The sequence below is a fragment of the Streptococcus sp. SM3 genome (assembly GCF_027497875.1).
The window spans coordinates 29,074-44,353 of sequence record NZ_JAJNSA010000004.1; the positions used below are offsets into that span (position 1 = coordinate 29,074).

Annotated in this window: 8 protein-coding genes and 1 pseudogene; 2 read left to right on the plus strand and 7 right to left on the minus strand. The window is 40.2% G+C overall.

The window, feature by feature from the left end; translation table 11 throughout:
- Positions 1-61: 61 nt before the first annotated feature.
- Positions 62-232 (plus strand): DUF3042 family protein, encoded by a 171-nt coding sequence (locus PAN06_RS01400; RefSeq protein WP_001051780.1) that lies wholly within the window; start codon positions 62-64, stop codon positions 230-232.
- Between the two features lie 50 nt (positions 233-282).
- On the opposite strand, the gene PAN06_RS01405 is transcribed toward PAN06_RS01400, so the two are convergent.
- The 4 genes from PAN06_RS01405 to PAN06_RS01420 all read right to left on the minus strand — a co-directional run bounded on the left by PAN06_RS01405 (position 283) and on the right by PAN06_RS01420 (position 4,723).
- Positions 283-1,122 (minus strand): thymidylate synthase, encoded by an 840-nt coding sequence (locus PAN06_RS01405; protein ID WP_269795380.1) that lies wholly within the window; start codon positions 1,120-1,122, stop codon positions 283-285.
- A gap of 51 nt (positions 1,123-1,173) precedes the next feature.
- Entirely contained in the window at positions 1,174-1,608 is a 435-nt protein-coding gene (locus PAN06_RS01410) for an HD domain-containing protein (protein ID WP_001043052.1), read from the minus strand.
- A gap of 99 nt (positions 1,609-1,707) precedes the next feature.
- The gene (locus PAN06_RS01415; RefSeq protein ID WP_269795381.1) at positions 1,708-2,667 is read right to left on the minus strand and encodes an ROK family glucokinase; all 960 of its coding nucleotides are present in this window, start codon (positions 2,665-2,667) and stop codon (positions 1,708-1,710) included.
- Between the two features lie 103 nt (positions 2,668-2,770).
- Positions 2,771-4,723, minus strand: coding sequence for an Ltp family lipoprotein (locus PAN06_RS01420; RefSeq protein WP_269795382.1), 1,953 nt, complete (start codon positions 4,721-4,723; stop codon positions 2,771-2,773).
- A 76-nt stretch (positions 4,724-4,799) separates the two neighbouring features.
- Between PAN06_RS01420 and PAN06_RS01425 the strand changes: the two are divergent.
- Positions 4,800-4,898: pseudogene (locus tag PAN06_RS01425) on the plus strand (IS30 family transposase); the annotation flags it as partial.
- Between the two features lie 242 nt (positions 4,899-5,140).
- Here the strand turns inward: PAN06_RS01425 and PAN06_RS01430 are convergent.
- The 3 genes from PAN06_RS01430 to PAN06_RS01440 all read right to left on the minus strand — a co-directional run bounded on the left by PAN06_RS01430 (position 5,141) and on the right by PAN06_RS01440 (position 15,279).
- Positions 5,141-7,426 carry an Ltp family lipoprotein gene (locus tag PAN06_RS01430; RefSeq protein ID WP_269795383.1) on the minus strand — a complete coding sequence of 762 codons (2,286 nt, stop codon included), beginning with the start codon at positions 7,424-7,426 and terminating at the stop codon, positions 5,141-5,143.
- Positions 7,427-7,515: 89 nt separating this feature from the next.
- Entirely contained in the window at positions 7,516-9,237 is a 1,722-nt protein-coding gene (pabB, locus tag PAN06_RS01435; protein WP_269795384.1) for an aminodeoxychorismate synthase component I, read from the minus strand.
- A gap of 60 nt (positions 9,238-9,297) precedes the next feature.
- Positions 9,298-15,279 (minus strand): ZmpA/ZmpB/ZmpC family metallo-endopeptidase, encoded by a 5,982-nt coding sequence (locus PAN06_RS01440; RefSeq protein WP_269795385.1) that lies wholly within the window; start codon positions 15,277-15,279, stop codon positions 9,298-9,300.
- Position 15,280: the final 1 nt, after the last annotated feature.

A 15,280-nucleotide genomic window follows, 5' to 3' on the forward strand; every position in this document is an offset into this window, starting at 1 on the left:
GTCAGAAAAATGTGACCTCTTGAGGAGGCTGGCTGATTGAGAATATAAAGGAGGAAGACTCATGGCTAAAGGATTCGCTAAAGGTCTTGTAACAGGTGTCGCAGGAACTGTCGCTGCAGTCGCAGGTGCAGTATACGCATTTAAAAAGAAAGTAATCGAACCAGAAGAGCAAAAAGCTGCTTTCATCGAAGAAAACCGTAAAAAAGCAGCTCGCCGCCGCGTATCACGTTAAGAAACAAAAGAAGTTGGGATTCATTGCCTCAACTTCTTTTTTCTATTCTTTTAAATAGCTAGGTCAAACTTCAACTGTGGCTTGACAGGGTCATAATCCACCAACTCAAAATCTTCCGCTTTGATATCAAAGAAGTTGGTTTTGTCTGGTACATTCAAGACCAAACGTGGTTGGCAGTTTGATGGCTCACGACGGAGCAATTCCTGAGCTTGTTCAAATTGATTATCATAGATATGGAGGTTGTTGATGAAGTAGAAGAACTTCCCAACCTTCCAGCTAAAATGTTTAGCAATCATCATTTGAAGAGCCACATACTGCATAGCATTGATGTGGTGGGCCACCAACATGTCATTCGAACGCTGGGTCAAGGTCGCATCCAGATAGATTTCTCCATCTACACGGCGGACATCAAACATGGTCTGAAAGGCACATGGGAGTAGCCCATCTGTTTCTTCGAAAGCTTGGTAATCCCAGAGCGAAATGATATTGCGACGGTTCCAAGGGTTGGCTTCCAACTGCTTGAGAAGCTTATTGATAATGTCGTGTTTCTTAACAACAGCACCATAGCGCTCACCAATAGTTCCTGTATCTCCCACTTCCCAGTCATTCCAGTAGTGAACATTGTACTTGCTATTCAGCACTTCTAAGCTATTAGACTGGTCTTGGTAGATCCAGAGCACTTCCTTGATGGCGGATTTGATGGCAATAGGACGCAAGGTTGTAATGGGGAATTCCCCCTTTGCCAAGTCATACTCTGCAAAGGCACCCGTTACATACTTGGAGTTGGCAACAGTCCCATCCTTGTACTTGGGGCGTGCTTGTTCAGAAAAGACACCATCTTTGAGGATTCGTTCAATATTCTCTTTAAAAATCGTATCTGCTTTTGTCATTTACTCTCACCTCATTTGTTTCCTAACTAGTATAGCATAAAAAAAGCTTTTCTACATGCTCAGATAATCAATAGCTTTCTTGTATTTTTCAAATCGTTCCAGATCCTTTTCAGTAATTGTAGCTAGTCTAGATAAATCTGAATTATGTTTCAAATCTGCTAATTTGACACAACGTGCTATAGGATTCGATTTAACAAGTTCCAAATATTGTTGGTAATCTTGTCCCTTTTTCTTGGTCAGTACCTGCACTGCAGTAACAACAGTCTCTGGTAAACCAGCTAATATTAGTTCTTCTGCTGTATAAGGGCTATCTTCAAGAACATCGTGCAATAGAGCGACTGCCTTTTCTTCTTGCGTATCGACCAGACTTGCTACAAAAAGAGGGTGTTTGATATAAACTACTCCAGCCTTATCATATTGTCCCTCATGTGCTTTTTTTGCAATGGACAAAGCCAATTCAAACATGGATTGTTCTGACTTATTCATTTAAAATCTCCTTTCTAAAATCAAAAAGTTAAGAGTTATATTTACAATTATGATCTTGAAAAAGAGCCTGATGAATCACCAAGCTCTGTCATTTTTATTTTATTGCAATACAAGTGATGCTGCTCCGATAACTCCAGCGTCATTTCCTAGAGTTGCAAGAGCTAGTTTAGTAGTTGTGCGTACTTGTGGGAAAGTATTTTCATCGTAGACTTTTTGAACACCTTGTAGAAGGAATTCTCCCGCAGCTGACACACCGCCACCGATAACGATTGTTGATGGGTTTAGGATTGAACCAATGTTAGCACAAGCGATTCCCAAGTAACGTGAGAAGTTACGGTAAACAATCAAGGCAAGGTCGTCTCCTTCTTTTGCAAGGTCAAAGACAGTCTTAGCAGTTACTTCTTCTCCGTTATCGATCAATCGTTTCAAGGCTGCATCGCCTTCGTATTCATCGGCATAGCGACGAGTCAAGTTGACAATCCCTGTTGCAGAAGCGACTGTCTCAAGACAGCCTTTCTTACCACAGGTACATGCGATTGGTTGGTCAAAGTCAACAGTGATGTGGCCAAGCTCACCTGCTGCACCAGCAACACCGTGAAGCAATTTGCCTTCTGCAACGATACCGCCACCAACACCAGTACCGAGTGTCATAAAGACAACGTCTGGTTGGTTATCTCCAGCACCCATCCAGCGCTCACCAAGAGCAGCTACGTTGGCATCATTATCGATGAAGAATGGAATGCCCAAGGATTTCTCAATTTTTTCTTTAATTGGCTGAAGGGTTTTCCAGTTGAGGTTGTAGGCACCGATAACAGTCCCTTTTTCACGGTCAACCACACCTGGTGATCCCATTCCGATACCTTGGAAGTCTGCTGCTGCCAATCCAAGCAGGTCTAAACGATGTTGAATAGACTCAATCATATCATCAACGATATGACTCCCCTCATCCAAAATATTAGTCTTGATAGACCATTTTTCTTGGATTTCTCCCTCTTGAGTTAAAATTGCAAACTTGATAGATGTACCACCAAGGTCAATCCCAATAATCTTTTGACTCATCGTCTTCTCCTTTTTAATTGAAAATGCTTACAGATATAGTATAACAAAATCGTTAGATTTGTGCAAAGGTTTGCATGAAAAAGTTACATTTTATAATTAATAACTATTTATCCCCTAGATGTTGAATGGCATAGTTTGCTTCTTCTTTTGTAAATTTTCCAATCCAAGAAGAAGTTAGCCTCTCATAAATTTCTGTCTTTGAGAGATTGTTATATTTTCGGTATTCTCTTGCTGTAATTAAGGCATTTGCTTTGTAATCTGCATTCAAGTGATCGATGGCATACTGCGCTGCTGAACTTGAAAAACCATACCACGTTAATGAGTCATAGAGAGCTTTTTTTGACTTATGAAAAACCGAATTATAGCTTTTCGCTTCATTTAAAGCAGCATTGTACTGCTTCCCATCTAGTTTTGGTTGCCGCACACCATCGTATCCTACATAGTGACGGCCACCATCTACCCATTTATCCCTTACCATTTTGCCTTTAGAATCAACATAATAACGGCCACCATCTACCCATTTGCCCCTTACCATTTTGCCTTCAGAATCAACATAGTAACGGCCACCATCTACCCATTCATTCTTGGCCATCTTTCCATCTGATTTGAAATAATAATTTCCTACCCATTTATTGCGAGCTTGGCTGCCTTCTGATGGTAGATTAAGTTTTTGAATGGCATAGTCGGCTTCTTCTTTGGTAAATTTTCTAAAATAAGGAGAAGTTAGCCTCTCATAAATTTCTGTCTTTGAGAGATTGTTATATTTTCGGTATTCTCTTGCTGTAATTAAGGCATTTGCTTTGTAATCTGCATTCAAGTGATCGATGGCATACTGCGCTGCTGAACTTGAAAAACCATACCACGTTAATGAGTCATAGAGAGCTTTTTTTGACTTATGAAAAACCGAATTATAGCTTTTCGCTTCATTTAAAGCAGCATTGTACTGCTTCCCATCTAGTTTTGGTTGCCGCACACCATCGTATCCTACATAGTGACGGCCACCATCTACCCATTTATCCCTTACCATTTTGCCTTTAGAATCGACATAGTAACGACCGCCATCTACCCATTCATTCTTGGCCATCTTCCCATCTGATTTGAGGTAATAATTTCCTACCCATTTATTGCGAGCAGAGCTTCCTTCTGCTGTTAGATAATAATAGGAACCATGCTTTTTATCATAAATCCAGTCACTTTTAACCTTTTTTCCATCAGAATCAACATAATAACGACCACCATCTACCCATTCATTTTTAGCTCTCTTCCCATCTGATTTGAGGTAGTAATTTCCTACCCAGCCAGACTGAACTTTAGATTGTGATTTATCCTGTTTAGGAGTTGTTTCTTTAGGTTTTGGTGCCGGCTTCGGCGCTGGTTTTGGTGCTGGCTTCAGCGCAGGTTTTGGTGCTGGCTTCGGCGCGGGTTTTGGTGCTGGCTTCGGCGTGGGTTTTGGTGCCGGCTTCGGCGCGGGTTTCGGTGCTGGCTTCGGCGCAGGTTTTGGTACTGGCTTTGGCGCGGGTTTCGGTGCTGGCTTCGGCGTGGGTTTTGGTGCCGGCTTCGGCGCGGGTTTCGGTGCTGGCTTCGGCGCAGGTTTTGGTGCTGGCTTCGGCGCGGGTTTTGGTGCCGGCTTCGGCGCGGGTTTTGGTGCCGGTTTCGGCGCGGGTTTTGGTGCCGGTTTTGGTGCCGGTTTCGGCGCGGGTTTTGGTGCCGGTTTCGGCGCAGGTTTTGGTGCCGGCTTCGGCGCAGGTTTTGGTGCGGGTTTTGGTGCTGGCTTCGGCGCAGGTTTTGGTGCGGGTTTTGGTGCGGGTTTCGGCGCAGGTTTTGGTGCCGGCTTCGGCGCAGGTTTTGGTGCGGGTTTTGGTGCTGGCTTCGGCGCAGGTTTTGGTGCGGATTTTGTATTCTCTTTTACAATCTTACCATTTTTAGACGCATCTTTTTCTTGAGCAGATACTTTCTGAGATGAGAAAGGCAACATCCCCATTGTATCTGAAAGAGAAACAAGTGCAAAAGTAGTTGCTGCTAAACTTGTAACCAAAATTTTTTTTGATTTTCTCATAAAAATCTCCTTTTCTTATGATTTACACTTATAGTATATCATATCCTTAATCTTTTTTACATTAAAATAATAACTATACAAGCACTAATCTGAAGCTGAGCGAGTAGAAATTGAAGCTTATTTAAACGTAGGACTCAAACCAGCTGAGTTTGCTCATAGACTGGGGAGAAACCAACGGGACATAGCATAGATGCCTTTGTTCACACCTATAAACTCCAACACCTTTTTGAAATTGGAAAATCCATTCTGTTCTGGGTGGAAAGACAATAGGAGAACCTTCTATTTTGAACTTGGCTATAGTCCGCAAAAAAGCTGTTTGAGCTCACTCAAACAGCTTGAAAGATACTCTCTTAATCAGAGGAACAACTTTGTTGTACTTGACTTGTCAATTGGTGTTAAAATAGTTATTCTAAATAATTAGTCGCCTAGATGTTGAATGGCGTAGTTGGCTTCTTCTTTGGTAAATTTGTCAATACTAGGAGAAGTTAGCCAGTCATAAATTTTCGTTTTTGAGAGATTGCTGTATTTTCGGTATTCTCTTGCTTTAGCTAAGGCATTCGCCTTATAGTCTGCTTGCAAATGATTGATAGCATATTGTGCAGTGTCACTATTAAAACCTTCAAAAATTAACATCTCATAAATTCTTTTTTTTGACAAATGAATCTCATTATAACCTTGTGCTCTCTTTAAAGCTGCTGAGTATGGATTCCCGGCTGCTGGTTTTGGTTGCCACACACCATCGTATCCTACATAGTAACGGCCACCATCTACCCATTTGTCCTTAGCCATTTTACCGTCTGATTCAACATAATAACGGCCACCATCTACCCATTCATTCTTGGCCATCTTACCATCTGATTTATAATAATAGTATCCTACCCATTTATTGCGAGGATAGCTGCCTTCTGATGGTAGATTAAGTTTTTGAATAGCATAGTTGGCTTCTTCTTTGGTAAATTTGTCAATACTAGGAGAAGTTAGCCAGTCATAAATTTTCGTTTTTGAGAGATTGCTGTATTTTCGGTATTCTCTTGCTTTAGCTAAGGCATTCGCCTTATAGTCTGCTTGCAAATGATTGATAGCATATTGTGCAGTGTCACTATTAAAACCTTCAAAAATTAACATCTCATAAATTCTTTTTTTTGACAAATGAATCTCATTATAACCTTGTGCTCTCTTTAAAGCTGCTGAGTATGGATTCCCGGCTGCTGGTTTTGGTTGCCACACACCATCGTATCCTACATAGTAACGGCCACCATCTACCCATTTGTCCTTAGCCATTTTACCGTCTGATTCAACATAATAACGGCCACCATCTACCCATTCATTCTTGGCCATCTTACCATCTGATTTGAGATAATATTTACCTATCCATTTGTTGCGAGCGTAGCTTCCTTCTGCTGTTAGATAATAATATGAACCATAGTTTTTATCATAAATCCAGTCACTTTTAACCATCTTTCCGTCAGAATCAACATAATAACGACCACCATCTACCCACTCATTTTTGGCCATCTTACCGTTTGATTTTAGATAGTAATTACCTACCCATTTGTTACGTGCGTAGCTTCCTTCTCCTGTTAGATAATAATATGAACCGTAGTTTTTGTCATAAATCCATTCATTCTTGGCCATCTTTCCATCTGATTTGAGATAATAATTCCCTACCCAAGTATTACGAGCGTAGCTACCTTCTCCTGTTAAATAATAGTATGACCCATAGTTATTGTCATAAAACCATTCATTTTTAGCTCTTTTCCCGTCTGATTTTAGATAGTAATTACCTACCCATGCGTTTCGAGCGTAGCTACCTTCTGCGGTTAGATAATAATATGAGCCATAGTTTTTATCATAAATCCATTCACTCTTAGCCATTTTACCATCTGATTTAAGATAGTAATTGCCTACCCAAGTGTTACGAGCTGAACTTCCTTCTGATGTTAGATAAAAATATGAACTCGATTTCTTATCATAAACCCATTCGTTCTTAGCTCTCTTACCATCTGATTTAAGGTAGTAATTTCCTACCCAGGTGTTACGAGCATAGCTACCTTCTGCTGTTAAATAATAATGTGCAGAGTATTTCTTATCATAAATCCATTCGTTCTTAGCTCTCTTACCATCAGATTTTAGATAGTAATTACCGACCCAGGCATTTTGGACATAATTTCCCGATGCGTTTAAATAGAAGTAGGCGTTAACCTTTTTATTAAAAATCCACTTATTAGTAACTTTAGCACCATTTTCATAGTACGAAGACCCTACCCAGCCAGACTGAACTTTAGATTTTGATTTATCCTGTTTAGGAGTTGTTTCTTTAGGTTTTTCAGTCGGTTTTAGTGCCGGCTTAGGCGCGGGTTTTGGTGCCGGCTTCGGCGTGGGTTTTGGTGCCGGCTTAGGCGCGGGTTTTGGTGCGGGTTTTGGTGCGGGTTTTGGTGCGGGTTTTGGTGCGGGTTTTGGTACCGGCTTCGGCGCAGGTTTTGGTGCCGGCTTCGGCGCAGGTTTTGGTGCGGGTTTTGGTGCGGGTTTTGGTGCGGGTTTTGTATTCTCTTTTACAATCTTACCATTTTTAGACGCATCCTTTTCTTGAGCAGATACTTTCTGAGGCGAGAAAGGCAACACCCCCATTGTATCTGAAAAAGAAACAAGTGCAAGAGTAGTTGCTGCTAAACTTGTAACCAAAAATTTTTTTGATTTTCTCATAAAAATCTCCTTTAAATTTTTATTGTTTACGATTACATTATAACAAAAATATGTATTAATATATACTAAAAGCTATTAATAGCTAAAACTCACAATCCTATCACTTGCAACTCATACAAGCCTCTCACTGCATTACAGCCGTAAATAGCTTCTGCTTGGGCTAAATCTGCCAAGGTCAAGACTTTCTCTTCTACCTGTCCTGTTTCCAGCAAATGCTGACGATAAATTCCTGGCAAGATTCCCAGTCGGATAGGCGGTGTATAGAGTTTCCCATCGATTTTCAGAACCAAATTTCCGATAGAGGTTTCAAGAAGTTCTCCTCTTGCATTATGGTAAATCTTCTCTTGTTCCCCTAGGTTCAAATGCGGTCGGTGAGTCGTTTTGAAATAGGCAAATGCTTGTTGCAAATTGGCTTCCTGTAGGCAAAGTTTAGCCTGGCAGAAATGTGGACTAAGGGGTGTTAAGATTTGACGACTGAGTTCTATTTCTCCAGACTTGCTGAGAGAAATACGCAAGCGGTAATCTTGATTAGCATCACAAGCCTGACACTCTGCTTCAATCTTTTGTCTCAAAATTTCTGGGTCAAAAGGATAAGCAAAATACCGACTAGCTTTTCTCAGTCTTTCCAAATGTTGTTCTTCAAACAGCAAATTCTTATGGCTGATTTTCCCAGTAGTAATTAGCTGAAAACGAGCTTGTTTACGATAGAGAACAGCTGCCTTTTGATGAACCTCACGGTATTCAGACTCCCAAGTGCTATCCCAAGTAATCCCACCTCCAACTCCATAGATGGCTTTCCCTTGATGCAGTTGAATCGTCCGAATGGCAACATTGAAAATCCGTCGTCCATTTGGAAGCAAGAGACCAATCGTTCCACAGTAGACTCCGCGCGGTTGTGGCTCCAACTCCTTAATGATTTCCATAGTCGCAATTTTTGGAGCTCCCGTTATGGAACCGCAAGGAAAGAGAGAACGGAAGATTTCAACAAGGTCAACATCCTCTCGCAACTGACTCTTGATGGTCGAAGTCATCTGCCAAACAGTAGAATACTGCTCCACTTGACACAGACGCTCCACATGCTCACTGCCCACTTCTGAAATACGGTTCATATCATTGCGCAAGAGGTCCACAATCATCATATTTTCAGAGCGATTTTTGGGATCCTGTTCCAACCAACTAGCTTGGGCAAGGTCTTCTTTGTCAGTCATGCCACGCTGAGTCGTTCCCTTCATTGGTCGCGTAATCAACTCACGGTCATTTTGCTCAAAAAAGAGCTCTGGGCTCATGGAAATGACTGCCATCTCGTCATGTTCCACATAGGCATTGTAGCCTGCCTCCTGCTCTACCACCATACGATTGTAGATGGCAAAAGGATTGGCAGACAACTCCTGCTTGAGTTGGACTGTGTAGTTGACCTGGTAGGTGTCTCCCTGCCGCAAATGATGATGTATCTGTGCAATAGCCTTTTCATAGTCTGCTGCAGACGTTACTTCCTGCCAATTTGAAGGCAAATCAACCTCATCATAAGTCAGAGGAATAGGGGATGTTTCTACCCTATCATGAACTGTAAAATATAGCAGGTACTCTCCCAGTAAAGGAGCTTTATGAACTGCTAATTTCTCCTCAAAAGCAGGTGCAGCCTCGTAGCTGACATAGCCCACCACATAATAGCCTTGCTCTTGGTAGCTCTCCACTTGTGCCAGCAAATCTTCCACTTCTGCTAAATCTCTCGTTTTTAACTCTTTAATGGGCTGGGTAAAGGTGTATCTCACCCCCAAAGCTCTAAAATCAATCACTGTTTTTCTATGCATATCTTAAGTATAGCACAAAATAAGAAAACCCTCATCCGCAAAGCAGATGAGAGATTTCGATTATTTAAAGATTGAAGTTTTAAAGCTGTTTGTTTGTTGAAGAAGTTTTTTGAATAATTTCTCTTTAAGTGATACAGTATTATCAAATTTAACTGATCCATTTTTAAGAGTTGCTTTATCTTTATCAACGGCAGCAGAGAATGCTTGTTTTAAATCTTCATAGCTATTGTAAGTTGTTCCGTCAACTTCAACAGCATTGAATCCTGCTTTCGCTTTATCAACAACTTCTTTGAAGTATTCTTTCTTCCAATCTTCTAGAGTATTAAATTTACCATCAGAAACTTTCTTAATGATAAAGTCATCACCTAGAGTAGCATGACCTGCTTGTTTAGACTCATTTTTCAGCATGTTAGAAGCATAATTTAGGAAGCCTTTTTCATATCCAAAGTAACCCCACATACGGAAGGTGTTATGTTTGAATGACATTGCTCCTGGAGCACCTTCACTCGTATTACCACCATAGATACCAGCTGTAATTGGTACAGTTACATAGGCAGAGCCAAATCCAGTTGGATCATATTGACCATTACCAGGACCGTGCTTAGTCATGAAGTTTTTCTCTACTAAGTCGTTAACAGATGTTAAATTATATTCTTTTTCTTCTGCATTTAAATCTCTAACGTTGTCGTATTGGTTCTTCGTATTAGCTCCACGAAGTTGCTTATCTACTTTCTTGAACCAAGCGTTATTTAGTTCTTTACTGTGTTTATCGATTACAGCTTCTCCTTCAAGGTAATCAAGAAGCATTAGAGTATCGTTGAAACCTTTCATATAATGATCGATTTCTGCACGAGATGCAAGATCGTTTGGATTAGTGTTGTACCATTGGTTTCCATCGTTTGGACGTTCGTAGGCCATGTTCAATCCTAGTGCTTTAAAATCGCCGTTTGGACTTGTTTCAGCAGGTGATTGTAACATACCTTGTGCAAATGCCTCTAGGTCAGTACCTTCACGGTGTCTTGAACCACCTAAGTAAACCATACGGTCATTTACGTGAGTTGTTTCGTGAGTGAAGGCTGAGATACCAAAGTCACTAATCATATCAGTAACCATGAAGAAGACTGAATCATCCTTATAAGGGTTACCGTAAATACGAGCTACAGCTCCCATACGCCAGTCAGTAGCATGATAACGACCTGTTGGTCCGTATAATTCACGGATAGGTGCTACATCCTTACCACTGTTCGTATGTCCGTATTTATCTGTGCTGATGCCTTTATAGTTTTGGTTATCTAACACAGGAGTTGGTACCATGTTGTTGCTCTTAAGCAGTTGATTACGAACTTTATCTAATGATAAGCGAGACCAGAAGTCTAGGTAATTTTGTTGACCTTTAGCGACTTTATTGATTTCAGCTTTGAATGCTTCGCGTTCTTCTGCAGTATTCTTACCGTATTTTTCAAAGGAACTGTAAGCCATAGTATTATATGTTGAGATTAAGAACATATGTGCATCTTTTAAATTCAGAAGAGGTAGAATCATCTTACCGTGCATGTCGTTGTTTAATCCCTCGTAGGCTCTGTGTTTCTTATCAGCAAATTCAGGAGTTGTTGTTTTCGGTTCAACGATATATACATTATCTTTAGTAGCTTTTATGAACCAATCGTTTAAGTCTGTGTCACTTGTGAATAGACGCATATTATAGTCTAAGAAACTGTTTAACTCGCCTATACCGATAGTTCCACCGATAGTTTCGCGATAAGCTTCTAAAGTTCTATCACCTTTAATGTTACTTTCTTTAGAACCAACCTTAATCAAGAAGTCTAACACACCAACATTCTTACCATAGAAGTCCGGTTTGAATAGCATTAATTCTTTAATATTAAAGTCATCGAATTTAACACCGTAATAACGGTTCAGATAAGATAATCCAAGAAGAACGGCAGCTTTATTGTCATCAATTTTCTTAATCAAAGCACGTTTTGCAGCTTCATCAGTGTTAAGCTGGTGATCTTCATTTTCAACTAACTTCGTAACGAATTGAGTAAGATTATCTTTAACGTACTTGAAGCTTTCTTCTAAGTACAAATCCTTAATTGCATTGACTTTATTGCCACCAGTTCTGCCCAAATGTTGGTAAATCGGATCAGATTGTAATTCTACTGGACTTAACTTGCTTTCGATAGCACTGATTAAATCTGTACGATCTTTAACCACCATATTTGGTGTATAAACGACTTCACCAAGCTCAGCGATACTGTATTCTTTAACTTGTTTCACTTTAGATTCTTTCGGTGAAATTGTAAAGATATCTTTTGTCTTATCTGCGTAGTGAACCAAAATATGGTCAGCATCTGTAAGGTCTGTGACAAAGTCATTGCCTTTCATCGCAGTTACAGACAATACTTCTTTAGTCATTAATGGACTATCAGCGGCTAATTTATTTCCTTGATTTACAATCCACTCTTTGTTATAGAATGGTTGAAGTTTTTCGATGTTTCGGTAAGCAAGCTCACGAGATGCATCGTAGTCATCGATATTTTTGTATTGATCAGCTTTACTTACAATATTGTTCAGTTTGTCTTCAACAGGAAGTGTGCTTTCAAATTTATCAGCAGTGATTCCCATTTTAGCGATTAATTCATCAGCTTTTTCTTTAGTTATGCTAGGAATTTTTTTAGAATTATTATAAGTTGTTTTACCTTCACTTACCCCCTCAACACTGAAGTTGCGCTTCGTTCTAGAGTATGTAAAGTAATCATCAGCATCAATATCAGAGTGACCAAAGACCATTTCACCAGTCTTAACTTTCATCATAGTGATGTTGTCTTCTATAGCACCTAGTGCCCAGTTAGTCCCTAGCAATCCACCAGACATAACTGCTTCTTTGAGTTCAATAGAGCCTTTTGCTACAGAGTTTCGAAGAGTACCTTCTTTACCTAAAGTATTATTATTACCACCGTTTTGAGATGAATATACAATTCCGGCTGCCTTAGCTTTGTTACCTGTGATTTCAGCATCAACATAAGCTTTTTCTACAACACCCTTCCAGTTTTCACCTACGATACCTGTTAAGTAACCACCGCGATTTCCAGCAGCGTGTACTTTACCGATAAATGCAACATTACGAACTGTACCACTGCCATCAATTTTATTGATAACCCCAGATACATCATTATTACCAACAACGTTACCTGTTACTTTAATGTTTTCTACAGTGGCATTATTTTTGATAACATTTGCTATCGGTGCAATTCTATCAGTCCCTGGCATGTCAATATTTACATTTTCAAGAAGTAAATCTTTTACCGTACCACCGACAATATCACCGAATAAAGGTCTGTTCATATTGCTAATGGTAAATTTATTACCATCAGTACTTGTTAATGTACCTTTGAAAGCATTGGTAACATAGGATTTCCCTGCTGGTTTAACGTTCGCAGCATTAATATTGCTACCAAGTTTAAATGTACCAGTAGGATCTTTTTGCATTGCTTTTACAAGGTCATCAAAGCTATAATATACATCACCTTCATGTGCCTTTTGTTTTTCAAAATAATGAACATACTCTTCGCTAAGTGTGTTATCCGCATTACGTTGAATCAAATCTGGTGCTTTGGCAGTGACTTTATATAAAGTTTTTCCATCTTTTTCTACTTCTTCAATCTTGTCAACAGCAAGTCTTGTTATTTTGTTATCATGAGTGGTCACTCGTAAATAAAGCGGAGCAACATCAGCTGGTTTTTCTGTCAGCAAACTAGTGTCTGTTTCGTTACCATCAGCGTCCACACTCATCAAGCTTGTTTCTTTGATGTTTTTGATTTCAACTTTTTTGAGGTCAATTCTTAGCGGTTCTTCCTTCAGAACTTCTTCCTCATCACCCTCACCACGGTCATAAACCATCTTAGTTTCAAGTTTATAATCCTTGTAGTACTGCAAATCTGTCAGGGTCGTTGTCAAGTCGTCTGGTGAAACATTCAAAGTTTTAACAATTTCATCACCCTTTTTCAGAGTTAAGGTAATAGATTTAATGGCTGCCTTACTTGGATTTTCCAAATTATAACGAATTTGAGATGATCGTTTCAAATCATTAACATCAACAAGTGACATACTTAAGATTGGTTTTTCAAAGTTTTTAGTTCCTAATTTGACGATACGATCTTGGTCTAACTCCAGAACCTGTTCCACAATTTTAGGTGCTTCTTCAGTTTTTAAACCTTTGATAGTTTTGTAAGTCTTGGTAACTTTTTTCTGCCCATCTTTTCCTTCTTGGACAGTAACTCTTTCACCCTTTTTCAGTTGGTCATCTTCTTTAATAACTTCCTTAAATGGAATCTTTTCAAGACTTTCTTCTACAAGAGCTCCTTCAATTGGTTTTGTCCCACGACTTATTTTTTTAGTGACTGGTTCTTTGACGACAGTAGTTGTTGTATTTAAAACTTGGTCAGTCTCAACACCTTCGAGAGTCTTATAAGTCGTTTTGGTAATTTTACTGCCCTTTTCTCCATCTTGAACTACAGTTTCTTCATCCGTATATTTGGTTGGATCCTCGATAATTTCTGTCTTATAGTCAATCTCAGTAGTAGTTTCTTTCGTAACCGCGCCCTCAGTTACTTTGTACTCAGGTAACTGATCTTGTACAAGGGCTTGACCAGTTTTACCATCCTCTTGTGTACCTTTTGCTTCAACTGGAGTCTCTGGTAAGGTTGGTTGTGTTAAGGCTTGGCCTTCTTTGCCTTCCTCTTGGGTACCTTTTGCTTCAACTGGAGCCTCTGGAAGTTCTGGTTGTGTTAGAGCTTGACCTTCTTTTCCTCCCTCTTGGGTACCTTTTGCTTCAACTGGAGCCTCTGGTAAGGTTGGTTGCGTTAGAGCTTGGCCCTCTTTACCTGGTTCTTGAGTCCCTTTTGCTTCTACTGGAGCCTCTGGCAATTCAGGTTGCGTTAAGGATTGTCCTGTCTTACCTTCTTCTTGTGTACCTTTAGCTACTTGGTGACTTGGTTCAGCTTGTGGTACTGGAGTTGGAGCAGGTTGCACCTCTTTCTTCGTTCCGACTGCAATGACTTGCGACAAAGGATTTTGGACTACTTGGTCTTCGATGACTTCTCTAACTTCTTGACCGTTGACCATTGAAACTTTGCTTACAAGGCGACGCTGACCCTTTACTCCAGCTGTGACGATATGAGTCTGTCCTTCTGCTAGATTCGCATCTGGGCTTGTGATTGTTTCAAAAGGAATCTCCACCAAGCTCTCTTCCTGTATTGTCTGAGGCTTCTCAGAAACTGGTTTTTCTTCAATAGCAGGAGCAACTGGAGTCTCTACTACTGGATTCTCAACGATAGTTTCTGGAGCAACAGCAGGTCTTTCTTGAACGACTTCTGTTTTCTCGATTTCATTTGCATTTTGCTTTTCTACTGGAAACTGAGGCTGTTCTGCTGAATCTGGTCTTAATGGATGGAGTTCTGCTTCCTTGAAGTAGCCAATGTATTCATAGCCTTCGATGTGAATAATCCCTTCAGCCAAGCCTTCATGTGTAGAGGCTGAAATAGTTTGGTTATAAGAAAGCAATTCTTTATTTTCAAATGCGAATGTCCCATAAGGTACAAAAGTGCTAGCTCCTAGAGAACCAATCAAGAGAACACCTAGAACCTCTTTGCGACCTTTTTTGGACACCAAAAATACTGCTAGCGATGCCGTTGCCAAGCCAAGGCCAGCCAAGGCTAGTTCTTTACTTCCTGTGTAAGGAAGTTGTTGACTGTTAGTTGCCTTCTTGCGATAAACTACATAGAGAATATCATCATCTTGAAATTCTGTAGGAACCTCATGATGAATCAGAGCTTTTTCAGACTCGGTCAATTCCTGCTCCGCCAAATAACGGTAATGAACGCTATGAGCACCGCTGACTTCATTGGCATGCACCTTATCTACTGAAAGGGTACTAGCACCAAAAAGGAAGGCCCCGATTGCTACAGGACCTACCCCAACAGTTAGCTTACGAATCGAATATTTGGTGATTTTTTCTAGTTGTTGTTTTGTTTTTCTCATT

What these genes read in the sequence shown, in the direction of transcription:
- PAN06_RS01400 (WP_001051780.1), top strand. Translation starts at nt 62, where the DNA reads ATGGCTAAAGGATTCGCTAAAGGTCTTGTAACAGGTGTCGCAGGAACT.
- PAN06_RS01405 (WP_269795380.1), bottom strand. Translation starts at nt 1,122, where the DNA reads ATGACAAAAGCAGATACGATTTTTAAAGAGAATATTGAACGAATCCTC.
- PAN06_RS01410 (WP_001043052.1), bottom strand. Translation starts at nt 1,608, where the DNA reads ATGAATAAGTCAGAACAATCCATGTTTGAATTGGCTTTGTCCATTGCA.
- PAN06_RS01415 (WP_269795381.1), bottom strand. Translation starts at nt 2,667, where the DNA reads ATGAGTCAAAAGATTATTGGGATTGACCTTGGTGGTACATCTATCAAG.
- PAN06_RS01420 (WP_269795382.1), bottom strand. Translation starts at nt 4,723, where the DNA reads ATGAGAAAATCAAAAAAAATTTTGGTTACAAGTTTAGCAGCAACTACT.
- PAN06_RS01430 (WP_269795383.1), bottom strand. Translation starts at nt 7,426, where the DNA reads ATGAGAAAATCAAAAAAATTTTTGGTTACAAGTTTAGCAGCAACTACT.
- pabB (WP_269795384.1), bottom strand. Translation starts at nt 9,237, where the DNA reads ATGCATAGAAAAACAGTGATTGATTTTAGAGCTTTGGGGGTGAGATAC.
- PAN06_RS01440 (WP_269795385.1), bottom strand. Translation starts at nt 15,279, where the DNA reads ATGAGAAAAACAAAACAACAACTAGAAAAAATCACCAAATATTCGATT.